Below are 26509 nucleotides of genomic sequence, written 5' to 3' on the forward strand. Positions count from 1 at the left end.
ATATAAACACCTTAAGGTGTTTTACACAAAATAAGTCCCATGAGTCAAAACTCATGGGACTTATTTTTATACTCAATATGCTATTTGTTATTTACATTCTTATCAATGTACTCATTGATTTTTGCATTAATTTTTTTGCTGAACGTATCCTTTTGAGTTGTCTCTGTTTCTTCAGGCTCTTCATGAAATTTTTCATTATATTCCTGCATCATCTCTTCATGTCTGTTTCTCTTCAGTCCTCTTGCTGTCAGTTTACGGATAATATCATAGATAACCCCAAACAATGGTACTGCGATCACCATACCAACCAGTCCCCACAGACCTCCAAATAACAGAATGGAAAATAATACCCAGAAACTGGAAACTCCGGTTGTATTACCAAGGATCTTCGGTCCGATGATATTTCCGTCCACCTGCTGAAGTATCACGATAAAAATCAGGAAGTATAAAGCATCCCACGGATTACTTCCCAGAAGCAGTAATAATGCACATGGAATTGCTCCGATAAATGGTCCGAAAAACGGAATGATATTCGTCACACCAATCACAACACTGATAAATGCAGCGGATTCGAATCCCAATAAAGTGGTTCCCGCAAAGCAGATCAGACCGATAATTGCAGAATCGATGATCTTACCAACAAAGAAACCGTTAAACATTTTGTCTGTATAATGAACTTCTTCTTCAATGATCTTCGCCCATTTATTCGAAAAGATACCATACAGAAGAAGCTTTGCCTGTGCTCCAAACAGTTTACGGCTTGCAAGAAGATATACTGCGATCAAAAATCCAAGAAACATATTTTTGAATACGCTTAAAACCTCGATCAACTGTACTGTAATATTATTGACAATTCCCTGAATCGTTGTCATCATACTGGAATTTGCTTTCAGAACATCATTCAGACCATTCTCCACCTGTGATGAAAAATGATTAAAATATGTCTGTAATTCCGGCTGATCCTTGAGCAGCTGATCAATCATGCGGTTACAATAGGCAAGTCTGGCCGGAAGTATCTTAATGATCTTCACTGTGCTGTCCCATACCTGCGGAAGAATCAGCAGAATCAGCAGAACTACAATCGTGACTGCACAAATAACTGCAATTGCAATAGATAGAAATTTCAAACCTTTCTTCTGCTTTTCTGTTGCCTTGGGAAACCATTTCAGGAAACGCTCATCCATCCGGTTACAGATCGGTGCCAGCAGATAGGCAATCAACGCACCATACAGGAAAGGTTTCAGAATATTAAATACCAACTGAATACCTGCTGCAATATTCTTGCTCTGATTCAGAATATACATGATGGCAAATCCAAATGCCAGAACTGCCGCTCCTGTAATACCAAGTTTTACATATTTTGTGTTTTCATTTTGTTTCAATAATCATGCCCCCTGAAGCATCAGCTTCTTTTCCTTATATATCTCCTATATAAGCTCTCTGTTTATGTTAACATTGTCATTAGTGCTTATTGTAACATCCATATCCCCCGGCTTGCAATACACAGATTCTGAATTTTATCTAAATTTCTCTTACAATAGTATGACCAATAAAGCAATTGCCCCGGTATTACATTCCTGTAATTCCGGGGCAATCACTGCTTATAATATTTTTATGGAAGAAAACACACCAATCTAAAATTTATTATTTACCATAGTATGCTTTCAGGTAGATTTCTTTCAGTTCTGCAATAAGTGGATATCTCGGGTTTGCACCGGTACACTGGTCATTAAATGCCTGTTCACTCATCTCATCCAGAGTCTCAAGGAAGTATTTCTCATCTACACCATAATCTTTGATCGTAGGTTTGATCTCAATAATCTTCTTGAGTTCTTCCAGTTTATCCAGAAGTTTCTCAAATACTTCTTTGTCATCTTTTCCTGTCAGTCCTACAAAACGTCCGATCTCTGCATAACGTGCCAGTGTCTTTGGATACTGATACTGCGGGAAAGTACCCATCTTGGTCGGAACTTCATCAGCATTATAACGCATAACATCTGTCAGAACCAGAGCATTTGCGATACCGTGCGGGATGTGATGGAAAGCACCCAGTTTGTGAGCCAGGGAGTGGTTTACTCCAAGGAATGCATTTGCAAATGCCATACCGGCCATGCAGGATGCATTTGCCATATGATCTCTTGCTTCTACATCATTTCCATCTCTGTATGCTCTTGGCAGATAATCAAATACAAGTTTGATCGCACGGAGAGCAAGTCCATCTGTGTAGTCAGAAGCCATCATAGAAACATATGCTTCGATCGCATGTGTCATAACATCGATACCAGAAGCACTTGTCAGTCCTTTTGGTGCACTCATCATGTTGTCGGTATCCACGATTGCCATATCCGGCATCAGTTCATAGTCAGCCAGTGGCCATTTAATTCCTGTTTCTTTGTCTGTAATGATGGCAAACGGTGTTACCTCAGATCCTGTACCGGAAGATGTAGGTACAGCGATAAAGTAAGCTTTTTTACCCATTTTCGGGAATGTATAGATTCTCTTACGGATATCCATGAAATCCATTGCCATGTCATCGAAGTCTGCATCCGGATTTTCATAAAGAACCCACATGATCTTACCGGCATCCATTGCAGATCCACCGCCCATTGCGATGATGCAGTCTGGTTCAAATGCGCGCATTGCTGCTGCACCTGCTTTTGCAGAAGCCAGAGACGGATCAGGTTCTACATCAGAGAAGCATGTATGAACAATTCCCATCTCATCCAGTTTATCTTCAATTTTCTTTGTATATCCATTCTTGTACAGGAAGGAGTCTGTTACGATGAAGCAGCGTTTCTTGCCCATCACATTTTTCAGCTCATCCAGAGCAACCGGCAGGCAGCCTTTTTTGAAGTAAACTTTTTCCGGGGTTCTCATCCAGAGCATGTTCTCTCTCCTCTCAGCAACAGTCTTGATATTAATCAGATGTTTCACACCAACGTTTTCAGATACAGAGTTTCCACCCCAGGAACCACAGCCAAGTGTCAGAGATGGTACGAGTTTGAAGTTGTAAAGATCTCCGATACCACCCTGAGAAGATGGAGTATTGATCAGGATTCGGCAGGTCTTCATTGCTGCTGCATGTTTTGCCATTTTTTCTTTCTCATTCACATTGATATACAGAGAAGAGGTATGTCCATATCCACCGTCAGCTACAAGCTGTTCTGCTTTTGCGATCGCTTCGTCGAATGTTTTTGCCTTGTACATGGCAAGTACCGGAGAAAGTTTCTCGTGTGCAAACTCTTCACTGATATCTACAGATTCTACTTCACCGATCAGGATCTTGGTTTCTGCCGGAACTGTAACGCCTGCCATCTCTGCAATCGTAGCAGCTTTCTGTCCAACGATCTTGGCATTCAGTGCACCATTGATCAGGATTGTTTTTCTTACTTTTTCAATCTCATCTTTCTTCAGGAAGTAGCATCCTCTGTACTGAAATTCTTCTTTAACTGCTTTATATACACCTTCGAGAACTGTTACGGACTGTTCGGATGCACAGATCATACCATTATCAAATGTTTTGGAGTGAATGATAGAGTTTACTGCCAGACGAACATCTGCAGTGTCATCAATGATAACCGGTGTGTTTCCGGCGCCAACTCCAAGTGCCGGTTTTCCGGAAGAATATGCCGCTTTAACCATTCCAGGACCACCTGTTGCAAGAATGATGTCAGCTTCTTTCATTACAAGATTTGTAAGTTCAAGGCTCGGTACATCGATCCATCCGATGATGCCTTCCGGAGCACCTGCTTTTACGGCAGCTTCCAGAACAACTCTTGCAGCTTCAATCGTACTTCCTTTTGCACGAGGATGTGGGCTGATGATGATCGCATTTCTGGTTTTTAACGCGATCAGCGTTTTAAAGATTGCTGTGGAAGTCGGGTTTGTAGTTGGAATAACTGCCGCGATCAGACCGATCGGCTCCGCAATCTTCTTGATTCCATAAACCGGATCTTCTTCAAGAACACCACAGGTTTTGGTGTTTTTATACGCATTGTAGATATATTCTGCTGCATAATGATTTTTGATGACCTTATCTTCAACGATACCCATTCCAGTTTCTTCAACAGCAGCTTTTGCAAGCGGGATACGTGCTTTATCAGCTGCAGTTGCAGCAGCTTTGAAGATTTTATCTACCTGCTCCTGTGTATAAGTGGCGAAAAGTTTCTGTGCTTCTTTCATCGCAGCGATCTTTGCTTCCAGTGCTTCCGGAGTATCAATGATTGCCGGGATGTGGGTTTCTTTCTTTGCCATTTGTGAATCCTCCTGTTTTTCTGTTATGATATGAGCCTTATTCTTTAGTCCGATAAACAATTCCGTCAATTTATTAACGTTAATTATTTATCAATGATTGATATGCGCTTATTATACGGGTTCGTTAATCATTTGTCAATCTGTATTTTGTTAAAATTTCAAACAAATTGTTTCTTACATTTTCGCCATTAATCAGCATTTTATACAATCCGTATTTTCATCATTCCTCTTAATTCCCAGGCAAAAAATTTGATATACACCTGTTTTCAAAGTCTGTTTCCTCGATTTCATGCTCATAAGATTGTGATTTTCATAACAAAATTTTCTATTTTTTCCTGTCATATTTCTCCACCCCTTTTCATAGATTAAATGATGGGAAACAGAAATCCAAATCAAGATTCCCGCACACGGGTTGCATTCCAGCTAACGCTGGCAACGCGACTGTTTAACTTTGATTTAACGCAAATCACGTACAGATTTATTACTGGAGGAGTATTCTAATGGGAACGGGAAATGCATTACGGGCAACAGAAACATTTACACTGATACAATTAGAGGAAGAAAGACAGAAATTGAAAAAGAAAGAACTTCTTAAGAGCATGCTGACCGACAGTGAATTTAGCATTAAAGGACAATGTGCCATCAATCTTATGATGACCAAACTCGACATCATCAACACATTTCTGCTGATGAAATATAAACGGAATTTTATTCAGATGAAAACCTGGAGACTCAAAAGCTATGACAGTGTCTGCAAAAAAATGCAGAAAAAAGGACTGGAGCTGAATTTTGATCTGGCACTGGAAAAGATCAATGACCTGATCGGTGTTCGTGCTGTATGTGCTTATGTAGATGATATTTACAAAGTGGCTGACCTGATCGAAAAACAACAGGATATCCATATCCTGAAAATCAAAGATTATGTACAGCAGCCAAAGAAATCCGGCTATCAAAGCCTTCATCTGATTCTGGAAATTGCAATTCCATTCCAGAAAGAAAACCAGTGGATCAAACTGGAATTGCAGCTTCGAACTGCTGCCATGGATTACTGGGCCAACCTCGACCATCAATTGCGTTACAAACGCGGACAAAAGCAGGCAGCAGTGATCAATGAAGAATTACAGCAGTGTGCTTCTGTGATCACACAGCTCGATCAGAAAATGCTGGATATCCGTAAAAAAATTGACAAGATCTGACCAGCGCACCACCGGTGCTTCCTCGATATGCACTGCAAAAGACGCAGGGGCATGACCAAAAAAGTCAGCTCCTGCGTCTTTTTTATCTGTTTTTACTCTTATAAATTTCTATTATACATTTTACAAATTCGTGTACTGTACATTCCGGCTTCCTACAGCCCATACTCTGCTGCCAGCTTCTCAAATTCAGGCAGAGAATTCTGAATCGTCTCGTAAGATACACAATATGCCAGTCTTACATATCCAGGGCAGGCAAAGGAGCTTCCCGGAACCATCAGGATATTATATTTCTTACCGGCCTCGCAGAACTGCTTCTCATCTGCAACCGGAGATTTCACAAACAGATAAAATGCGCCCTGTGGTTTGATACATTCAAATCCACATTCTTTAAGGCCATTGTAAAGTGCCAGACGGTTTCTGTCATAAGCAGCCACATCCACTTCTGCATCTACGCATTTCTGGATAACTTTCTGCATAAGGGATGGTGCATTAACACTTCCAAGTACACGGTTTGCAATTGCTGCTGCTGTGATGACTGTTGCGCTGTCTTCCAGTTCATCCGGGATGACCAGATATCCAATACGCTCTCCCGGCAGAGACAGAGATTTGCTATAGGAATATCCTACAACCGTATTCTTATAATATTTCGTCAGATATGGAACTTCTACGCCATCATAAGCCAGTTCTCTGTACGGTTCATCCGAAATCAGATAGATCACAGAACCAAACTCCTGCTGTTTTTTCTCGAGGATCGCAGCAAGTTCTTTGATCGTCTCCTCAGAATAAACAACACCGGTCGGGTTATGTGGCGTATTTACGATCACTGCACGGGTATTGGCTGTAATCTTCTCTTCCAGTTCTTTCAGATTTGGCTGGAAAGTCTCTGTATTAGGAGAGATTTCCACAAGCTTACCGTCATAGTTACGTACATATGCACCGTATTCCAGAAAGTACGGTGCAAAAACGATCACTTCCTCGCCCGGATTCAGTATCGTCTTGAGGATGACATTCAGACCGCTGGCAGCACCAACTGTCATGATCAGATTATGTGCAGAAAAAGCTGTCCCGAAACGGCGGTTCAGAGACTGCGCGATCGTTTCTCTGACATCCTCAAAGCCTGCGTTGCTCATATATCCGTGGAGAACAGTCGGTTCTTCGTTGTTTACAAGATCTATGATTGCCTCGCGTACGCAATCCGGTGCTGGAACACTTGGGTTACCAAGGCTGAAGTCATAGACTTTGTCTGCACCATACTTTGCCCGGAGACGATTTCCTTCTTCGAACATCATACGAATTGCTGAATTGTTCTGTACAAAAGGTTTCATTTTTTCTGCTATCATAATTTATGCCCCCTCTTATTTCTTACTTCTTGTTTTTCTTACTATGTCCGAATACGATCCATCCTACCAATATCAGCATTGCGATGCCCACGATCATCCATGGAATCAGATAAGTATTTCCTTTCGGCTGGAACATATCATAATAACCTTTCAGATAAATAATCGCTACAACGACCGGAATTACCCACAACATGTAATTTCTGATACATGTCGGGAATTTTATTCCCTTTCCAGTATTGGCTTCCTTAATGAAGTTGTCCCATCCCCACCCATTCTTAGATGCACAGAAGATTACAAAGATTACTGAACCAAGTGGCAGGATATTATTGGAAATAATAAAATCTTCCAGATCCATGATATTTGTTCCTTCACCGAGGATCTGAATTCCGGACCATGGTCCGAAGCCAAGAATTGCCGGCATGGAAAGAATAATGAGCAGAACGATATTAAATAAAACTGCTTTATTACGTTTCCAGCCCCACAGATCCATTGCGAAGGACAGAATGTTCTCAAATACTGCAATAACCGTAGACAGTGCCGCAAAGGACATAAACAGGAAAAACAGAGCTCCCCAGAGTCTTCCACCTGCCATCTGGTTGAATACGTTTGGCAGAGTGATGAATACAAGTCCCGGTCCCGCACCAGGCTCTACGTTAAATGCAAAACATGCCGGAATGATGATAAGACCAGCCATCAGTGCTACAAATGTATCCAGGATCAGGATATTAATACTTTCTCCTGCAAGGGTACATTCCTTTCCCATATAGCTTCCGAAGATCTCCATCGCACCGATACCGATACTCAAAGTAAAGAATGCCTGTGACAGCGCACCAAAGATCACGTTTCCAAGACCTGCCGCACGGATATTGTCGAGGTTTGGTACAAGGTAAAATTTAACACCTTCCATCGCTCCGTCCAGCGTTACAGAATGAACAGCCAGCACCACGATCAGTGCCAGAAGACAGATCATCATAACCTTTGTGATACGTTCAATTCCATTCTGAAGTCCCAAAGAACAAACACCAAAGGCAAGAAGGACTGCAACGATCATCCAGCCGGTCATTGTTCCGGTAGATGTCATCAGGTTTGAGAAAAAGCCACTCACTTCATCAGAAGAAGCTCCGCTCAGTTTCCCGGTCGCCATAACATAACCGTAGTACATCATCCATCCTGCTACCATGGTATAAAACATCATCAGCATATAATTACCGATCATTCCCATATAGCTGTACTTATGGAAATTGGAACCCTCCGGCTCCAGTTTGTGAAATGCTCTTGCCGTACTCAGTCTGCTGCTTCGTCCTACTGCAAATTCACTTACAAGAATTGGCAGGCCAAGCAGAACGAGAAAGACAAGATAGATCAGGATAAAAGCAGCTCCTCCATATTTTCCTGTCATGTATGGGAATTTCCATACGTTTCCAAGACCTACTGCACACCCTGCAGAAACCAGGATGAATCCAAGTCTTGAGCCAAATGTTTCTCTTTCTTTCAAAAAAATTTCCTCCATTCTAAATCCGATTCATTACATTTTCGTCGAATCTTATCTATTATAACACAAGGACAGTTCAATGTGAACTGTCCTTGCCGGAGTTGAAAACTATTTATGACACCCTTTTGCCATTATCATATATTATTTTGAATAAAGATAATTACTGTTGGTCTCATCGCTGATATTTGATGCATCAATCCATTCTGGCTCAAGAAGAACATTCTTTTCTACTTCCGCAGCCTTCTGAACATCCGTGGACATTGCCTGTGCAGCCGCAATGATCGTCTGATATCCTATAGCATATGGATCCTGTGATACTGTTCCAAGTTCCTGTCCATCTGCAATCGCTTTCTGCTGAACAGTCGTCGCATCAACTCCAACCATAACCGGAGCCTTCTCTCCCTTATCAAGACCAAGATACAGATCTGAAACATCTTCATTTGTGCAGAACACTCCGCTCAGATCCGGATATCTGTTAAGTACATCTGCCATTGCAGTTTCCATATCATCTACTTTATCTGTATACAATTCACTTACGATCGTAATATCCGGATACTCCATAAGGGTTTCTTTGAATCCCTCCACTCGTTTCTGGGAACTTTCTGTCTTTTCCTGGGCAGAAAATACTGCAATCTTACCAGACCCGCCAATAGCGTCTGCCAGTTTTTCTGCGGCAAGCTTTCCTACATATGTATTATCGGTTCCGCGAAATGCTGCCACAAGTTCATCTTCATTAACATTAGAATCGAATACTACGACCGGAATTCCGTTTTCACTTGCTGCTTCAAGCTGTGCCTGACAGGATTCAATGTCACTTGCAGACATACAAAGAACCGTTGGATTCTCCGCAATTACCGCATCAAGCGTATTGATCTGTGTTTCTACATCCTGTTCATCGGAAGGTCCTTCAAATGTCATAGTGACTGCATCATCAGAAGAAAAATCATATGCTGTATTGATATCCTTCACAGCATCTTCCATGCCCCGGTGAACAAGTTTCCAGTATTCTCCATCTGTAGCCTTGCTTACAACAGCAATCCTGCTCCCTGTCCCAATTGTGATGGAAGTATCTATCTTGGATGCACTGTCCTCTTCCTCACCTGTTACTTCTTCTGATTCATTTTGAGCTTTCTCGTTATCCGGCAGTTCATCTTCTGCCTGCACATCCGCAACAAAATTACCAAAGCCATCCATTATACCGGCTTCTCCTGCCACTGCAGCCACACCTGCAAGAAGAAGCACCACAACAGCTGCTTTTTTCATCGTATTTTCCTCTTTTCTGAATATATTTTTATACAAATGCGCTCTGTTACCGTTATCTTTCTACATTATACACATTTTCTTTTTTGCGTCTATAGATTTCATAGTTTTTTCATCTTTTAGAGGAAAATACGGCAATTTTACCAGTTTTAAAATCACGGATTTGGGAAACCTGCAAAACTTTCTCCATTCGGAGTTACCTGAAACTCCATCTTCTTTCCGGTAATCGGATGACGAAATATCAGATGACAGGAACACAATCCAAGTGGTAATTGAGATATCTCTCCTGGATTATATTTACGGTCACCAAGAAGCGGCATTCCTGCATGCGCCATCTGTACACGTATCTGATGATGACGACCGGTTTCCAAATGAATTTTTATAAGGATTCTTTTTCCGCTCTCTGTCCTCTCATCTGAAATTTGATGTATAACCTCATAATCTAAAACTGCTTTTTTAGCTCCGCTCGTCTTTGATGTTACTACTTCAGAAGTATTGGTTCTTCCATTTTTTATCAGATAATCTTCCAGTCGTCCCTGGTGTTTCTCCGACATCCTGTCTGTCACTGCCAGATATTCTTTGACAATATTTCCCGTTGTAATCTGCCTCGTCAGACCAGCTGCTGCTTTTTTATTCTTTGCAAATACCAGAACCCCTTCAACCGGTTGATCCAGTCTGTGCACAACTCCCAGATAAGGAACTGTTTCCGTATTTTTTAAAGCCAGATAATTCTTTAAAGAACTTTCCATATCTGCAGCTCCAATTCGTGCATTTTGAACTGCAATACCCGCAGCTTTATGGCATACCAGAATGTCTTTATCCTCAAATATGATCATATCTTCTATACTATTCTTATTATTCCACATAAAAAAAGCTCTCCCTTTTATGCTTTCGCACTTTCTATGGAGAGTATATCGTAAAAAACTTTTTTATACAACAGTCAGACGGTCATCACTTCTCTTAACAATTACTTTTCATAATCCTGAAATGATGACCGTCTTAACAATCTTCAATATTCAATTTTAATTTACCTCTTTGTTCTTTCAAAACTTTTCGTCTTGTTTGCTGATTGAAATCCTCTGATACCTCTTATAGTATACTTCCTTCAATCTTCTGTATTCAGTTTTTATTATATATATTATATCGTGTCTTTATTCGGTTACAGTTCATTTAATTTCCTGCTCATAAACGATATGATGTTTATCATTCGATTCATTTAGAAAGTTCATAGAGTCGAAATTATAATTTACGGATTATAATTCCATTTTGAAATAATCTCTGAAATCTTTTCCGTCAGACTAGAGCAGCTTCAAACTTAACTTCTTAAATTTCAAACTGTTTTCTTCGGGAATAAGGTTTCTGTTATTTCTGTTTAATATCTTTTGTGAGAAGATATTCTTCTGATGTAAAGCTTTGATTCATATAACTCACGTTTATGGATCGCAATATTTGAAAATGTTTCTTTACACAGATTCAAAAATCTTTATATCAGGTTTGTGACAGTTATTCAATATGAGTAATCAATTCTATATACCTGTAATACGTTTATAAAGATTATCCTTTTTCTGAAAGTCCTGTTCACCAGGTAATATATTTAATATTCTCTTCCGAATGTATTCCGATAATCTGATTTAAATAATGGATAATTTATGTATCAGGTCTTTCTTGCAGGAAACTTGATTTCTGCCACTTCTCATATTGAAAATGATTGACTACTTTCCCAACGGTATCACCTTTACCCTTTCATTTAATTTCATCCTTTTCATGTAACATTTATATATATGCTATGAATTGAATGATTTTTAAATTTGTTACTTCTTCGTTTTATTTTCTCTCTTTTCTTTTGATGTCATTATAATAACACCACACCGCATATTTGTCAACACATTTTTATATATTTCTTGTAATTATTATTTATCTTATCATTTACCGAATTGTTATATTGTATATTTTTTATATTATATATTATTTTCTGACAACTCTATCATCTTACGATTTTATACTATCTTCCACATACCAGCCATTCTCATCTTTCCCCATGCTAATAAACAGACAGGGTATCTTCCATACAGAACCCACAAATACTCATGAGTACTGCGTCATGTGATACAGGCTTAGCTTCTGCCACCAAGCTCGCTGTCTGAGCGTAAGCGAGTTCGAGCGACTGGCAGATCATAAGCGCATGTATCACATAGCAGACGCAATGGTATTTGCGGGACTGTATGGAAAACACCCTGTCGTCTTTATTAATATTATATTATATTACATCACACTATCTTCTATTGTAATTGATCAGACAACCTTTCAGAATGATCTCACGTTCATCATCCGTCAGTTCTCCAAGTGTTACCTGAAATTCCTTCAGTCCATCTGCTTTTACTACATATCCTGTAATACTGTCCACTTTGTCTGCAACTGCCTTGCGAACCTGTGGTAAGAAAAGGTAATCTCCATTTGCAAATGGAAGGTCTCCTGCAGGAATCAGGAACGGAAGCATACCCCAGTTGATCAGATTGGAGCGATAACGTTTGGTTGCATATTCATTGGCAATATTTGCCCATCCACCAAGAACTTTCTGGCATGATGCAGCCTGCTCACGTGCAGAACCATCTCCAGGTTTTACCGCAAAGATCGTACTTCCGATGCCGATATTCTCCTTGCTGACATCAGAAAAATGTGCCCTGATCGCATCCATAACCGGTTTCAGTTCCGGAACCGCTTCTGCCGGGCACTCACCTGCTTCAAGAGCTTTCTCTGCCTTCTGAATTTCCTTTGCACGTCCAACATAAGCCGGATCTTTACGGGAAAGAGTAAACTCAGCCAGTCCAAGTGGATTGGAACGGAAAGAAGAAGTTTCTCCGGACGGAATCAGTTCATCTGTCGTAGTAACCGGATCATGAATCTCAGATACCACTTTAAGCACCAGATTCTCTGCCAGTGCCGGCATCTCCGGCCAGTCTTTAATATTCGGGCCAAACTGGATTTCTACACTTGGATCTGCAACACCCTTGCTGTCAAAGATTCGATTCTCATAAATAGTCTTATCAAAGAAGTATTTCTGATGTCTGTAATTTCCGGTAAATTCTTCCGCGGATGTCAGGAAACCTTTGTTTGCTGCTGTTGCTGCGATAGATCTTGCATCCATAAGTGCAACAGAAGAAATCTGTCCATTCTGGACCTTGGAGCCTTCACGATTCGGGAAGTTTCTGGTGGTATGACGGATGCTGAACGCATTGTTTGCAGGTGTATCTCCTGCACCAAAACATGGTCCGCAGAATGCAGTCTTAACAACCGCACCTGTTTCAAGAAGATCTGCCAGGACTCCATTTCTAGCAAGTTCCATATAGATCGGAGTACTTGCCGGATAAACACTGAGTGTAAATGCATCAGCTCCAATGCTTGCACCACGAAGGATATCTGCTGCTGCGCAGATATTTTCAAATCCACCGCCCGCGCATCCTGCAATGATTCCCTGATCCACATAAAGCTGTCCGTCGATCACTTTGTCTTTCAGTGTATAAGGTACTTTACCATCCAGGCTGATCTGCGCTTTTTTCTCAACATCATCCAGAATATCATAAAGATTTGCTTTCAATTCATCAATGGTATATGTGTTGCTCGGATGGAATGGCATGGCGATCATAGGTTTGATCTCACTTAAATCAACTTCTACACATCCATCATAGTAAGCTACCTTACCTGGTTTCAGTTCTTTATAATCTTCTTTTCTGCCATGGATCTCATAGAACTCTTCAATCGTCTCATCTGTCTGCCAGATAGAGGAAAGACAAGTAGTCTCTGTCGTCATGACATCGATACCGATACGGAAATCTGCACTCAGACCGGCTACTCCAGGTCCTACAAATTCCATAACTTTATTCTTCACATAGCCGTTGGCAAATACTTTACCGATAATTGCCAGTGCAACGTCCTGTGGTCCTACACCCGGACGCGGTTCCCCTTTCAGATAGATTGCTACAACACCCGGCATATTAATATCATAGGTCTGGGAAAGAAGCTGTTTAACAAGCTCTCCACCACCCTCACCCATTGCCATGGTGCCAAGTGCACCATAACGAGTATGACTGTCGGAACCAAGGATCATCTTACCGCCACCGGCAAGCATTTCACGTGCGAACTGATGGATGACTGCCTGATGAGGTGGTACATAAACTCCACCGTATTTCTTGGCACAGGTAAGTCCAAACATATGATCATCTTCGTTGATCGTTCCACCTACTGCACAAAGAGAATTGTGGCAGTTGGTCAGTACATATGGAATCGGGAATTTCTCAAGTCCTGAAGCACGTGCTGTCTGAATAATACCTACAAATGTAATATCATGAGATGTCAGCTTGTCAAATTTAATCTGCAGTTTCTGCATATTTCCGGAAGTATTGTGTGCTTCCAGGATACCATAAGCCATTGTATTTCTGGCTGCTTCTTCTCTGGAAACCGGCTGTGTCATGTTCTCTTCTTCTACGATATCACGGCCATTTACCAGATAAATACCACTGTCATAAAGCTTCATTGTAACTCCTCCATTCATAAAAATCACGCATCTACCGCTCTGCGATTTATGCCATGAATAATGGCAAAACATCTCGCGGGATACTACCTGCGAACAGTAATACTATTATACTTTATCTCGCTAAAATCTGCAATAAATTTTCTTTACTTCTCTATAAAGAATAGCTATACTTAAAGTATTGTTTTTGCTGATTCAGTATAAAATCACTTCTTACAGGAGGTACAGCATTATGTTTCGTTTATGGGGAAAAATGTGGAAAGACAACCACATGCTAAAAGATCTGGTTATTGATGATGACTCGGAAGATACAAGAACACACAAAATTTTTCATGCCCTGCAGGAAATCTGCTATGATTTTGACCTGGAGAACCCAATTTGGCTGGAAAGTAATATTTCTGATTTCAAACGCCATTCAAAGACCAGATTTCGCCAGGACAGTTTTATTGAACATATCGAGTTTGATTATCTTGAAATCCAGGTGATCGAAGAAGATTAAAAAAATCTGCCGAAGTTCAGGCATCTCCTGTCCCCGGCAGATTTTTTATTGTGAAGTAATGATTCTATTTTATTTACATATCTACTCTTATATGATCCACTTACTAACTCGCGGAATCTTTTTAATGATCATAACTGCAGCAAGACTTAGTACAAAAATCATTGTGATCAGAAGCGGAATCGCAATTGCAGTATTACTTATCATCATACTGTCAATTCCTATTCTGTGAAGAATATCTCTGATAAGCGCATGGATCAGATAGATTCCAAAAGTGCAGCTTCCCAGATAGCAGATCCTCTTTTCCTGTTTTTCATTCCATTTGATCTTGGATACATGGTTTTTGAAAAACAGAAAAAACGAACTTCCCCAGAAAAATCCTGCCAGTGTGTAGTTCTCATAAAATGACTGTATTGGTTTTCCTGATTTCTGTGAGCTGATGTAACACAAGCCGATCGCTGCCAAAATCAATATTACCCCCAGTACATAAACCAGATATTCCAGTTTCTTTGATACCTCATAATGAGACAGATAATGCCCCAGTATAAAATATCCTATGTAACCGGTAACCATTTCCGGCTGCACGGTCTGCAGAATATCCATGATATGGTCCTTCCATGGAAGTGGAAAATAATTTATTGTATATGGCAGGATCTGAAACACCAGAAACAGTACGATCATATACTCTTCCCACTGTTTTCCCCTGGCACTGTTTACAATTTCCCATAGCATCGGTGTGATGATCAGAAGTCCGATCAGCATTGGAAGATACCAGAGATGGAAATACGATTTACTGATATATACCATAAATTTGACCAGAGCTGCTTTGCTGCCCTTCGCCAGCGTTCCATTTGTAATAATCCTGTATACTGCGTAAAACATCTGCCAGAAAATATATGCTGCAGCTATCGGCAGAATATTTCTTTTCCACAAACGTCTGAGATTCCATGTCCGCTTACTGTCAAGATACAGACATCCACTGATCATAATAAAAGATGCTACTGCAAACCGGTTGATCCCGTGATAAAAGTTTGAAACCGCCCATACAGACGAATCCAGTGGCATATCACGAAAATGCTGTGAGCCTGCATGAATGCCAATAACTCCAATACACGCCATGACACGAAGCAGCTCAATCCATATAACTCTTTTTTTATTCATATCGTTTTTACAAAAGGTCTGATACTTCCGGCCTTTTTCTCTCCTACGTAATCTCTTTTGGTTACTTTCGATTTCCACAGTGACCACTTTTTACATCGAAAGTATAACAAATCCTTCCCGACTCTACAAGAAATATCCTGGTTATTCCATAAACTCCCGGATGATTTCTCTCATGATTTCTTCCTCCTCCGGACTCAGCATCTTGCTGAAATGACTTCCTGTCGCCGCAGTCTGTCGGATACTTGCAGCAATCCGCTCCACCATTTCCTCTTTGAATACCGGATCTGTTTTCTGTACTGCCTGCACCGGTTCGTATTTACGGGCGGCCGGTGGGTTTTCTTTGCAGGAACGCGCCTGCAGAATATAATCCGAAAGTGAATTCATAACCAGTTCTTCTTTGAAGCTAAAATCCAGAGCCTGCCTGAGGACAAGAAGAACAATTGGCACGGCAGTCCCTATATACAGATAGCTCATCGGAAGTCCTCTGCTGTCACGGATTCTGGATATAAAAAAAAGCGACATTCCCAGACATACAGTAGATAGCAGTGATGGAATCCATACCAGGAAATTCATCCGATTCAGAAGTTTATCTCGTGTCTTCCACAGATTCAGCCATTTTTCTCTCAGGTTTGTTGTCGCTTTTGTCTTTCGCAGGGTTCTTCTGTAAGTAAGGTGTACTGCCAGCATCCCTATCGCTCCAGCTGTTCCAAGAACAGTCATCAGATAGAGCAGGATCTGCAGGTCCATGATTCGTTCCAGCATAAGTCCCTCCTTGAATACAATATTTACCGTTAAGCCTATTCTACACCTGCCCCGTCCTATATGAAACAAAAATCGTTCGTCAAATTCTCGCAAAACTCCCCTCTTAACTGCCAAAAATTTACGCAGGTAACACCTTTCCGGCTCACCTGCGTAAAAATTTTCTTTTTTAAATTATCCGTTACATTTCTTCCAGCGCTTTTACGACTTCTTCAAATTTCATAAAATGAGAAGCTTTTACAAGAATCGTATCGCCTTTCTGTACATAATCATTCAGATGCTCCAGAAGGGATTCTCTTGTTTTTTCATAATATACAGGGAAATCCGGATTCGCTTTGCGCGCCGCTTCTGCTATATGAACAGCCAGATCTCCTACACATACACATGCATCAATTCCACATATTGCTGCATGTATGCCTACACCCTCGTGAAGTGCAGCTTCATCTTCGCCAAGTTCTCCCATGTCCCCAAGGATCGCCACTCTGCGGCCTTCCCCATCATGAAGCACATCCAGAGATGCCTTCATGGACATCGGATTCGCATTGTAGCAGTCATCTACGACCAGGAACTTATCTGTCTCGATCATTTTGAAACGTCCTCGAATCGTCTCAAGACTTTCAATGCCTCTCCTGATCTCTTCGATCGTCAGACCATAAATTCGTCCTACAGCCGCAGCTGCCAGGGCATTGTAGACCATATGTATTCCCGGAGTCGGAACGAGTACGTCAAAAGCATCCTCTCCCAGATGGATACGGCAGGCAACCCCTTTCAGGCCCTTACTTTCAATCTGATCGGCATACACATCACGTTCACTGTTCAAGCCAAAAAATACCGGCTTCACACCATTGTACTCACGGACCGTAATAAGTTTATCATCGTCACCATTCAGAACGATATGTCCATTCGGCTTCATAGACTGGAATATCTCTGTCTTTGCTTTCAAGACTCCGTCTCTGTCTCCCAGATTCTCCAGATGACAGGTACCGATGTTTGTGATCACACAGGTATCCGGTTTTGCAATCTTTGTCAGCCGGGCCATCTCGCCAAAATCACTGATTCCCATTTCCAGAACTGCAATCTGATCTTCATCACGAAGTCTGAATACTGTAAGAGGAAGTCCGAGCTCATTATTAAAGTTTCCCTGTGTTTTCAGAGTGCGGTACTTTTCTTTCAGGACAGATGCGATCACTTCTTTGGTGCTGGTCTTTCCAACGCTTCCCGTAATACCTACAACCGGAATCTGCAGCTGTTCCAGATAAAACTCTGCGATATCTTTAACTGCCTGAAGAGAAGCATCTACCTGAATATATGCATAGTCAGCCTCCGGCAGTTCTCGCTCGGAAAGTGTTGCAAGCGCTCCCTTCGTCATCACATCCGGAATAAAACGGTGTGCATCGACTCTCTCTCCCACGATTGGCACAAACAGACAGTCTTTCTCAATCTTGCGGCTGTCTGTAGTAATTGCAGAAATCTCCTGATCCAGCAGAGCATTGTCGCCATGCCAGATGCCATTACATACTTTTGTAAGATTTCTCAAAGTAAGATTTTTCATTCTGATTTCCTCTCCTGATATGTTACCTCAATTCAGGTACATATTCGTCTGTTAAGCATACTTTTTCTGAGACACTTTGATCAGTTCTTCACACAGTGTCGGATAATCCATACCCAGAACCGCTGCTTCCTGCGGGATCAGGCTGGTCGGTGTCATTCCCGGAAGCGTATTTGCCTCCAGACAGTAGATTTTTTCATCTTTTGTCACAATGAAATCCAGACGGGCATAGCTCTCCATCTCCAGTGCATGATAACCATCCACGGCTGCTTCCTGAAGACGTTTTGTCAGTTCTTCTGAAATCGGCGCCGGACAGGTTTCTTTTACTGCACCTGGTTTGTATTTATTTTCATAATCATAGAAGCCCTGTACCGGAACGATCTGAACGACCGGATATGCCTTACCGTCCACAACAGCAACTGTGTATTCAACACCTTCTACAAATTCCTCTACAACTACTTCGTTTTCATAAGTGAATGCACCATCCAGTGCTTTCGTGTAGTCTTCCTGGTTATCAACAATATAGACACCGATACTGGAACCACCGCAGCATGTCTTGACAACAACCGGAAAATCCATTCCCAGCTCCTGTGGAGTTTCCACACGGTCCTTTTTCTTCATGGCCTTACCTGCCGGAGTCGGAACACCTCTCATCTGGAACATTGCCTTGGTCACACCTTTATCCATTGCCATGGCACTGCTCAGATATCCGGTTCCGGTATATGGAATACCCATCAGATCAAATGCTCCCTGCAGCTTACCGTCCTCCCCGTTGGCTCCATGAAGTCCCAGGAAAACAAAATCTGCTTTTTTACAAAGATCGATGACATTCGGTCCAAAGAAATTTTTTCTTGTTTTTTTCAGTTCAGCCATCTGCAGATTAAATCCTCTGATATAAGCTGCTGCTTTTTCCACATCATATTCTGCCGGGAACGGATCTTCCCAGTCTACCTCTTCCTGACCACAGAAAACATCTACCAGAATCGCCTGATGTCCTTTCTGTCTCAACGCTCCGCAGATTCCTGTTCCAGATACGATTGAAACATCCCTTTCTGTGCTGGTTCCACCTGCTAATACAACAATTTTCATTTTCTCATCATCCTCACATAATATTCTAACTCATCCACTTGTGAGCAAGCTCACATGGATTCAGATCTTTTCCCCCTGGTATCAGTATATAACTACCGGCAATCCAGAATCTACATTCTGATAAATTGTCTGCGCCTGCTCTTCCGGCAGCACTATACAGCCTTCTGTACTCATCCAGCTGTCTGAGGAGCCAAAATCCACACTCTCCTCTGAGCTTCCAAAATCGCCAGAATCCCCAGTTTCATCTGACACATCCGTTCCTGTAATGACCAGACCGGAATCTCCATAAATGCCAAGTTTGTCTGTAAAAGGCATCCAGAAATCTACAGAAGCAGCCTCCTGCTTGTCACCCAGTCTGTAAACACCTGTCGGCGTACTGCTGCTTGCCGCAAAACCAGTATCCACAATCGGGGATCCATTCTGATATAATACCATTCTTTGACGGGTAAGGTCAATTTCTATATAGGAATATCCGATATCATTTGTATTACGGCTCTGCGCTTCCTGTTCATAAACAGGTTCCCGTACTTCTGTCTTTTTGTCCATGATATCCTGATATAATGCATCTGTTTCTTTTTCCTGGTCGATCACCCAGCCATAATTTCCACCGGATACCGTAATTTCCTGATTGTCATAAGTAGAAAAAGTTCGTTCTGTGCCTACAGTGTCATACTTCTTCGCAAGCTCCGAAATATAATCTGCAATAACCGCCTTATCCAGCACCAGATCATCATTTTCGTCCTTTGTCAGCCAGTTTTTGATCACAGACCGATCTACTGTTTCCTTGCGGTCGCTGAAATCATACGTAACCACAACATCCGTAAGTTCATTCATCTGCTGGCAGTCTTTTGTCAGATCATCTGCATACACGGTCGGATTTATGTAACATCCGTCTTCTTCCAGATTTGCAACTGTCCTGCCGGTAGTAACAGCATTTTTGATGTCCTCCATCAGTTTATCACGGTCTATTTTTGTTCCTTCAATTTCCGGAACAACTTCAAATCCATCATCGATTTCCTTTATATACGCATCCACCGGCTCTACATTGTCCTGCATACATTTCAAACTGGCAGTTTTCTGTTCAAACAGGCTTTCATCATAAGACACAGAAGAAGGCAGCTCATAAGTCATTTGCTGGCTGAATGCTAAAAACCAGCTAAAACGATTCTGTTTGTGAAGCAATTTATTTACACTGCCGTCAGATGTATATTTCAATTGAATTTCATCCGCTGTGATTGCTTCCTGTCCGTTTCCTCTGGTCTGTACTGCCAGTGCATATACCCCTGTCTTCTGTTCCAGCAGGTTCTCTGCTTCCTTCTCTGTCATATAAGAACAGTTAAAACCATTCACCTGTGAGCCGGGAAGAAAATGCTCGGTAAAATAATAAACTCCAAAAAAGTAGGCGCCTGCGGTAAGCAGGAGCAGTACAATAATAAAACCGATCAGTAGTTTTCTTCCTTTGTCCATACTCTTGTTATTTTCCGCCATGGCGCCTCCTTAACATTCGGAAATATGAAATTTTATTCAGCCAGTAATTTCTCTACACTGGCAAGTTTAACGCAAACGACAAATACCTGTGCCGCTTTTTCAAGCTCTTCAATCGGTGGGAAAGATGGTGCAATACGGATATTGCTGTCTTTCGGATCCTTTCCATATGGATAGGTAGCTCCTGCTCCAGTCATAACAACGCCGGCTTCTTTTGCCATTGCTACGATCTTTTTCGCACATCCGTCCAGGGATTCGAAGGAAATAAAATATCCACCCTTTGGTGTTGTCCATTCTCCGATTCCAAGTCCGCCAAGTTCCTTCTCAAGGGTAGCCTCTACCATTTCAAACTTTGGACGAAGGATTGCTGCATGTTTTCTCATATGTGCATGAACACCTTCAAGATCCTTGAAGAATTTTACATGACGAAGCTGATTCAGTTTATCATGTCCGATCGTCTGTACGGTAATGTATTTGCGGATATCATCCAGGTTTGCCTTAGATGCTGCCAGAGCTGCAATACCAGAACCTGGGAAGCTGATCTTGGATGTAGATGTAAATTTATAAACCATGTCCGGATTTCCGGCTTTTGCGCATTCATCCAAAATTTCAAGAAGGAAATCCTGATCTTTTTCGTCATCATAAAGATGATGTACACTGTAAGCATTATCCCAGTAAATACGGAAATCCGGTGCTGCCGGTTTCAGATTTGCAAAACGCTTAACGGTCTCTTCAGAATATGTGTATCCCTGTGGGTTAGAATATTTCGGTACACACCAGATACCTTTGATTGCCGGATCTTCACTTACCAGTTTTTCTACCATATCCATATCCGGTCCTTCCGGTGACATTGGGACATTGATCATTTCGATTCCGAAGAACTCTGTGATCTTAAAGTGACGATCATATCCTGGAACCGGACAGAGGAATTTTACTTTATCCAGCTTGCACCATGGAGTGTTTCCCATAACACCGTGGGTCATGGAACGTGATACAGTATCAAACATAACATTCAGGCTGGAGTTTCCATAAATAATAATGTGTTCCGGATCAACCTCAGAAATTTCTCCGAGAAGACGTTTGGCTTCCGGAATACCATCCATTACACCATAGTTACGACAGTCAACGCCTGTCTCACATCTCAGGTCTGTGCTGCTTGACAGAACATCCATCATATCCATGGAAATATTCAGCTGATCAACTGACGGTTTACCACGTGACATATCAAGGGCAAGTCCCTGTGCCTTGATTTCTGCATACTGCTGATCCAGCTCTTTCTTGACAGCCTGAAGCTGTTCTTTGCTCATCTCACTGTATTTCTGCATTGTTCGTCCTCCTCGTGCCGCTTCCAGAATACTGTCCGGCAAAATTCATTCATCTTATAATGGATTTTCTGATATAGCTTTTATGCTAAATCATTATCCTGTATATTTTAGTATGGTAAAATACTGATTGTCAAGTCCCTAGCAATATAAAAAACTTGCACAATTTCGAGCTTTCACCTATACTAAATAAGCAGAATATACAAATCAGGTTATCAAAGAAAGGTTATCATATATGTGGATTGCAAATGACTGGAAAGAATACGAAGTAATTGACACTTCCTGCGGTGAAAAACTTGAACGCTGGGGAAAATACACGCTGGTACGCCCGGACCCACAGGTGATCTGGGACACCCCAAAGATAAGCCGTGGATGGAAAAACATGAATGCTCACTACCACAGAAGCAAAAAGGGCGGCGGTGAATGGGAATTCTTTGATCTCCCACAGCAGTGGGATCTTCATTACAAGGATCTTACTTTTCATCTGAAACCATTCAGTTTCAAACACACTGGTCTTTTCCCGGAGCAGGCTGTCAACTGGGACTGGTTCGGTGATAAAATTCGTAAAGCCGGACGCCCGATCAAAGTCCTGAATCTTTTTGCTTACACAGGCGGTGCAACTCTGGCTGCTGCCGCTGCCGGTGCACAGGTTACACACGTAGACGCTTCCAAGGGTATGGTTGCCTGGGCCAAAGAAAATGCAGCTGCATCCGGACTTTCTGAAGCACCGATCCGCTGGCTGGTAGATGATTGTGTGAAATTTGTAGAACGTGAGATCCGCCGTGGAAATCACTACGATGCGATCATCATGGATCCACCATCGTACGGACGTGGACCAAAAGGTGAGATCTGGAAGATTGAAGAAGCAATTCATCCGCTCATCAAGCTGTGTGTGAAGCTTTTAAGTCCAAATCCGCTGTTTTTCCTGATCAACTCCTATACTACAGGACTTGCTCCGGCTGTGCTGACTTATATGCTGGCTACAGAGCTGAAAGAATTTGACGGACATGTCGATTCCCAGGAAATCGGACTCCCGGTAACTTCCAATGGGCTGGTACTTCCATGCGGTGCTTCCGGCCGTTGGGAAGCGAAATAGAGTATTCAAATTCTTCTGAAAATTTGATAATTTTTATCATTATTTTCTTGAATCTCCTGAAGTACAGCGATATAATATCAGTATCAGAAATGTATCAGTAAGTTACTGTGAACGAAACGAATGGTAACTTCAGGAGAGGTGAATCGTATATGGAAGAAAAAGCGAAAAAAGACGCACTTCCCTACACCTGTACTCCGGCCTATGACCGCAGCCACTGTGGGAATTGTGTCTGCGCCACCTGTTATGAGCAGGAATTCTGTGATCACTGCAGCTCCTGCAAGGATCTTTCCCATAAGAAAGAATCCTGCAACAGCTATGAGGGCGCCTATTGTTATTAACGACAAAAAAGATGCTGGCGTGCATTGCATGTCAGCATCTTTTTTGCTCTTTCAAACTGCCTTTCGTTCTTTCGGAAATGTCATCGTGATCTCGGTTCCTTTGCCAATCTCACTGGCCATCTTCAGTGTACCGCCAAGGAATGTCACACCGTGTTTGACGATAGAAAGACCCAGTCCTGTTCCGCCGATTGCCTTGGAATGGCTCTTATCCACACGGTAAAATCTTTCAAATACCCTGCTCTGGTCTTCACCCGGAATACCGATTCCATTGTCTTTGACACGAATCTCCACATTTTCTCCCAGATCACGAAGATGAATACTTACCGTTCCATCCTCTTTATTATACTTGATACCATTGTCGCATAGATTATAGATCACCTCATCCAAAATTGGATGCACCGTCGTAAGCATCGTTTTGCCACCGTCTATATAGAGATGTACATTCTTCTTCTCTGCAACTTCTCTCAGACGGCCACAGACATCCTTCACTATTGTATACGCATCCAACTTCTCCCATTCATATGGATTTTCACCCTCATCCAGCTGCGAAACCTTGATCGTATCTTCTACCAGCGTGATCAGACGCTGTGCTTCGTTATAAATTCTGCCCGCAAACTTCTTGATGTCCTCTTCTTTGACAAGTCCGTCCTGGATGATCTCTGCAAATCCAGAAATAGAAGTCAGAGGTGTTTTCAGCTCATGAGATACATTTGCAGAAAATTCTCTGCGTAACTGTTCCCGCTCAACCTTCTCTGTTTCATTCATCAGAAGGATGACCGCACCCACAACTCTGTGTTCCCTGTTTACCGGGTTTGCGATCATCTGAATGGCTTCACTTCCCATATGAAGCAGAACACTTCCATGTTGTCCCTTCAGTACCTGTTCGATCAAAAGACGGAAATCTTCATTCCTGTTCAGAGAGTACACACTGTCACCAATCTTTGGATCTTTTAACTGAAACAGCTTCCATGCGCTGGAATTGCCCGAAAGAATCATTGTGTAACTGTCAATAACAAGAAGACCTTCCTGCATGTTTTCTGTAATAATGCCAAACTCTTCCTGATTCCGTCGGGCTGCTTCCAGCTGACTCTTGATCTGTCGGTTCTGTTTGTAAATCTTGCTGAGAAGCGGTCCTACTTCTTCATAAATCTGATTTTCTTCCGGATGCTCCAGATCTACATTATTGATCGGCTCCACGATCTTATTTGCCATATGCACAGACATAATTGCTGCCAGAATCAGCATCACAACAGCAATGCCTATAAGTGGTGGTACCAGTTCCATAAGAAGTACCCAGACAGAATACTGCGTACTGGATACCCTGAGTACACTGTTATCCGACAGTCGCAATGCATAGTACAAAGTTTTCTGCGACAGGGTTTTGGAAGTACGTTCCGCATGGCCGCTGCCCGTCTTCAGTGCTTCCTGAATCTCCTTACGGTCACCATGATTTTCCATAGTTGCGGCATCAGCCTGATTATCATAGAGAACCGTTCCGTCTTCCGCAATATAGGTGATACGGTCATCTTTTTCTTTGATCTGTTTCAGATAATCTATACCATTCTCCTCTACACCATATACCAGATAAGTTGCTTCTTTTTTCAACTCAGTATTGATCTGTTTTCCAAAATGCTGATAAAGGATTGCCATAACACATGCAATCCCAAAAATCAGTACAGCCGCAGCTACCAGTATGCTTGATTTAAAAATCTTTTTTGTCACATCAATGACCTCCTAATTGATGTTCATTATTTCTGTGAACACCAGTAATTGCATACTCAACCCATTCTGCAATATTCACTGCGTGATCTCCGATTCGTTCCATATATTTCGCAGTCATAAGAAGGTCAAGGCCTGCTTTTGCATCCAGATTCTGATACATAAGCTCTGCCAGCTCCTCTTTGATCCGATTAAATGCATCATCTACCTGATCATCGTCATCAATAACTTTGCGGCAAAGATCCAGATCTCTCTTGACAAAAGCATCTACGCTTTCTGTCACCATGCCGACTGTCATCTCCGCCATCTTGCCGATCAGTTCCGGAATCTGCACATGATTTTCCTCAATGAACTTGGAAAGATCCGCAATATCCGATGCCTGATCTCCAATTCTTTCCATATCTGAAATCATTTTCAGTGCTGCAGAAACCTCTCTCAGATCTCTTGCAACCGGCTGCTGATGCAACAGAATACGCATACAGAGGTTCTCGATCTCGCGCTCTTTTGTGTCGATTTCCTTATCAGTATCAAAGATTTCCTGGATACATTTATCACCGCGGATAGCTCTGTTCGAAAGTGAAATAGCCTTTTCACAGAGGCTTCCCATTGTAATGATCTGTACATGAAGTTCTTCAAGCTGCCGTTCGAAATGCGTTGCCATAATCAACCAAACCTCCCTGTAATATAGTCCTCTGTTCTCTTGTCTTTTGGCATGGAAAACAGAGTATCTGTATCGCTGAATTCTACAACTTCTCCCAGAAGGAAGAACGCTGTTTTATCAGAAATTCGAGTCGCCTGCTGCATATTATGCGTAACGATCACGATCGTATATTTTCCTTTTAATTCCATTGCAAGCTCTTCAATCTTGGAGGTTGAGATCGGATCAAGTGCGGAGGTCGGCTCATCCATCAGGAGAACTTCCGGCTCTACTGCGAGAGCTCTTGCAATACAGAGCCTCTGCTGCTGTCCGCCAGACATACCAAGTGCACTTTTCTTTAATCGGTCTTTTACTTCATCCCAGATGGCAGCATCACGGAGAGATTTTTCTACGATCTCATCGAGTTTTGCCTTGGAACGGATACCATGAGTTCTCGGTCCGTACGCAACGTTATCGTAAATACTCATCGGGAACGGATTCGGCTTCTGGAATACCATTCCGACTCTTTTTCGAAGAACGTTTACGTCCATATCTCCATAAATATCTTCTCCGTCAAGTTCTACTTTACCGGTGATCTTACAGCCTTCTACAAGGTCATTCATACGGTTCAGAGACTTCAGAAGTGTAGATTTTCCACATCCACTTGGTCCGATAAAAGCGGTAATCTCTTTTTCTGGAATATGCATATTGATGTCATGCAGTGCATGAAAATTTCCGTAAAAAAGATTCATATCTTCAATTGAAAGTTTGATATTATCACTCATGTT

20 protein-coding genes are annotated in these 26509 nt (G+C 41.9%); 4 read left to right on the forward strand and 16 right to left on the reverse strand.

The features are described from left to right. Positions 1–80: 80 nt before the first annotated feature. Complete coding sequence (locus tag NQ503_RS15190; protein ID WP_154648362.1) at positions 81–1382, reverse strand: AI-2E family transporter; 1302 nt, start codon at positions 1380–1382, stop codon at positions 81–83. A 262-nt stretch (positions 1383–1644) separates the two neighbouring features. Then, on the reverse strand, positions 1645–4254 hold the full coding sequence (gene adhE, locus NQ503_RS15195; protein WP_005428448.1) for a bifunctional acetaldehyde-CoA/alcohol dehydrogenase: 2610 nt from the start codon (positions 4252–4254) through the stop codon (positions 1645–1647). A gap of 500 nt (positions 4255–4754) precedes the next feature. Here adhE and NQ503_RS15200 point away from each other — a divergent pair, with 500 nt between their 5' ends. Beyond that, on the forward strand, positions 4755–5450 hold the full coding sequence (locus tag NQ503_RS15200) for a GTP pyrophosphokinase (RefSeq protein ID WP_005428458.1): 696 nt from the start codon (positions 4755–4757) through the stop codon (positions 5448–5450). A 152-nt stretch (positions 5451–5602) separates the two neighbouring features. On the opposite strand, the gene NQ503_RS15205 is transcribed toward NQ503_RS15200, so the two are convergent. From NQ503_RS15205 to NQ503_RS15225, 5 genes are all read right to left on the reverse strand, one after another. After that, a complete protein-coding gene (locus NQ503_RS15205; protein ID WP_005428460.1) occupies positions 5603–6790 on the reverse strand; it encodes a pyridoxal phosphate-dependent aminotransferase in 1188 nt (395 codons plus the stop codon). Between the two features lie 22 nt (positions 6791–6812). Beyond that, on the reverse strand, positions 6813–8300 hold the full coding sequence (locus NQ503_RS15210) for a sodium-dependent transporter (RefSeq protein ID WP_005428462.1): 1488 nt from the start codon (positions 8298–8300) through the stop codon (positions 6813–6815). 123 nt (positions 8301–8423) lie between these two features. Further along, positions 8424–9545: a substrate-binding domain-containing protein gene (locus NQ503_RS15215; protein ID WP_005428463.1), complete on the reverse strand. Its 1122-nt coding sequence runs from the start codon at positions 9543–9545 to the stop codon at positions 8424–8426. 152 nt (positions 9546–9697) lie between these two features. Continuing rightward, the gene (locus tag NQ503_RS15220) at positions 9698–10408 is read right to left on the reverse strand and encodes an RluA family pseudouridine synthase (RefSeq protein WP_005428468.1); all 711 of its coding nucleotides are present in this window, start codon (positions 10406–10408) and stop codon (positions 9698–9700) included. Between the two features lie 1406 nt (positions 10409–11814). Next, entirely contained in the window at positions 11815–14073 is a 2259-nt protein-coding gene (locus tag NQ503_RS15225) for a hydratase (RefSeq protein ID WP_044926278.1), read from the reverse strand. 229 nt (positions 14074–14302) lie between these two features. Between NQ503_RS15225 and NQ503_RS15230 the strand changes: the two genes are divergently transcribed. After that, complete coding sequence (locus tag NQ503_RS15230; RefSeq protein ID WP_005428474.1) at positions 14303–14569, forward strand: hypothetical protein; 267 nt, start codon at positions 14303–14305, stop codon at positions 14567–14569. Between the two features lie 87 nt (positions 14570–14656). Here the strand turns inward: NQ503_RS15230 and NQ503_RS15235 are convergent, their stop codons facing one another. The 6 genes from NQ503_RS15235 to NQ503_RS15260 form a co-directional block, all read right to left on the reverse strand. After that, positions 14657–15727: an acyltransferase gene (locus NQ503_RS15235; protein ID WP_005428475.1), complete on the reverse strand. Its 1071-nt coding sequence runs from the start codon at positions 15725–15727 to the stop codon at positions 14657–14659. A gap of 141 nt (positions 15728–15868) precedes the next feature. Beyond that, a complete protein-coding gene (locus NQ503_RS15240; protein ID WP_259892799.1) occupies positions 15869–16489 on the reverse strand; it encodes a hypothetical protein in 621 nt (206 codons plus the stop codon). Positions 16490–16667: 178 nt separating this feature from the next. Beyond that, positions 16668–18038: a UDP-N-acetylmuramoyl-tripeptide--D-alanyl-D-alanine ligase gene (locus tag NQ503_RS15245; RefSeq protein ID WP_005428478.1), complete on the reverse strand. Its 1371-nt coding sequence runs from the start codon at positions 18036–18038 to the stop codon at positions 16668–16670. A gap of 51 nt (positions 18039–18089) precedes the next feature. Further along, positions 18090–19124 carry a D-alanine--D-alanine ligase family protein gene (locus tag NQ503_RS15250; protein WP_055055425.1) on the reverse strand — a complete coding sequence of 345 codons (1035 nt, stop codon included), beginning with the start codon at positions 19122–19124 and terminating at the stop codon, positions 18090–18092. An 81-nt stretch (positions 19125–19205) separates the two neighbouring features. Beyond that, complete coding sequence (locus tag NQ503_RS15255; RefSeq protein WP_005428484.1) at positions 19206–20612, reverse strand: L,D-transpeptidase family protein; 1407 nt, start codon at positions 20610–20612, stop codon at positions 19206–19208. 32 nt (positions 20613–20644) lie between these two features. Beyond that, positions 20645–21934 (reverse strand): aspartate aminotransferase type Ic, encoded by a 1290-nt coding sequence (locus NQ503_RS15260; protein WP_005428489.1) that lies wholly within the window; start codon positions 21932–21934, stop codon positions 20645–20647. A 232-nt stretch (positions 21935–22166) separates the two neighbouring features. Between NQ503_RS15260 and NQ503_RS15265 the strand changes: the two genes are divergently transcribed. Both NQ503_RS15265 and NQ503_RS15270 read left to right on the forward strand, forming a co-directional pair. Next, positions 22167–23027: a class I SAM-dependent methyltransferase gene (locus NQ503_RS15265; protein ID WP_005428492.1), complete on the forward strand. Its 861-nt coding sequence runs from the start codon at positions 22167–22169 to the stop codon at positions 23025–23027. A 149-nt stretch (positions 23028–23176) separates the two neighbouring features. Next, positions 23177–23365 carry a hypothetical protein gene (locus NQ503_RS15270; RefSeq protein ID WP_044926280.1) on the forward strand — a complete coding sequence of 63 codons (189 nt, stop codon included), beginning with the start codon at positions 23177–23179 and terminating at the stop codon, positions 23363–23365. Positions 23366–23416: 51 nt separating this feature from the next. On the opposite strand, the gene NQ503_RS15275 is transcribed toward NQ503_RS15270, so the two are convergent. Genes NQ503_RS15275 through pstB form a run of 3 tightly spaced genes read right to left on the reverse strand, consistent with a single transcriptional unit; the run spans position 23417 to position 26506 of the window. Beyond that, positions 23417–25087: a sensor histidine kinase gene (locus tag NQ503_RS15275; RefSeq protein WP_044926282.1), complete on the reverse strand. Its 1671-nt coding sequence runs from the start codon at positions 25085–25087 to the stop codon at positions 23417–23419. A 1-nt stretch (position 25088) separates the two neighbouring features. Next, on the reverse strand, positions 25089–25745 hold the full coding sequence (gene phoU, locus NQ503_RS15280) for a phosphate signaling complex protein PhoU (RefSeq protein ID WP_005428500.1): 657 nt from the start codon (positions 25743–25745) through the stop codon (positions 25089–25091). Positions 25746–25747: 2 nt separating this feature from the next. Further along, a complete protein-coding gene (gene pstB, locus NQ503_RS15285) occupies positions 25748–26506 on the reverse strand; it encodes a phosphate ABC transporter ATP-binding protein PstB (protein WP_005428502.1) in 759 nt (252 codons plus the stop codon). Between the last annotated feature and the right edge of the window lie 3 nt (positions 26507–26509).

This window comes from Blautia obeum ATCC 29174, from assembly GCF_025147765.1.
Lineage (GTDB): Bacteria > Bacillota > Clostridia > Lachnospirales > Lachnospiraceae > Blautia_A > Blautia_A obeum.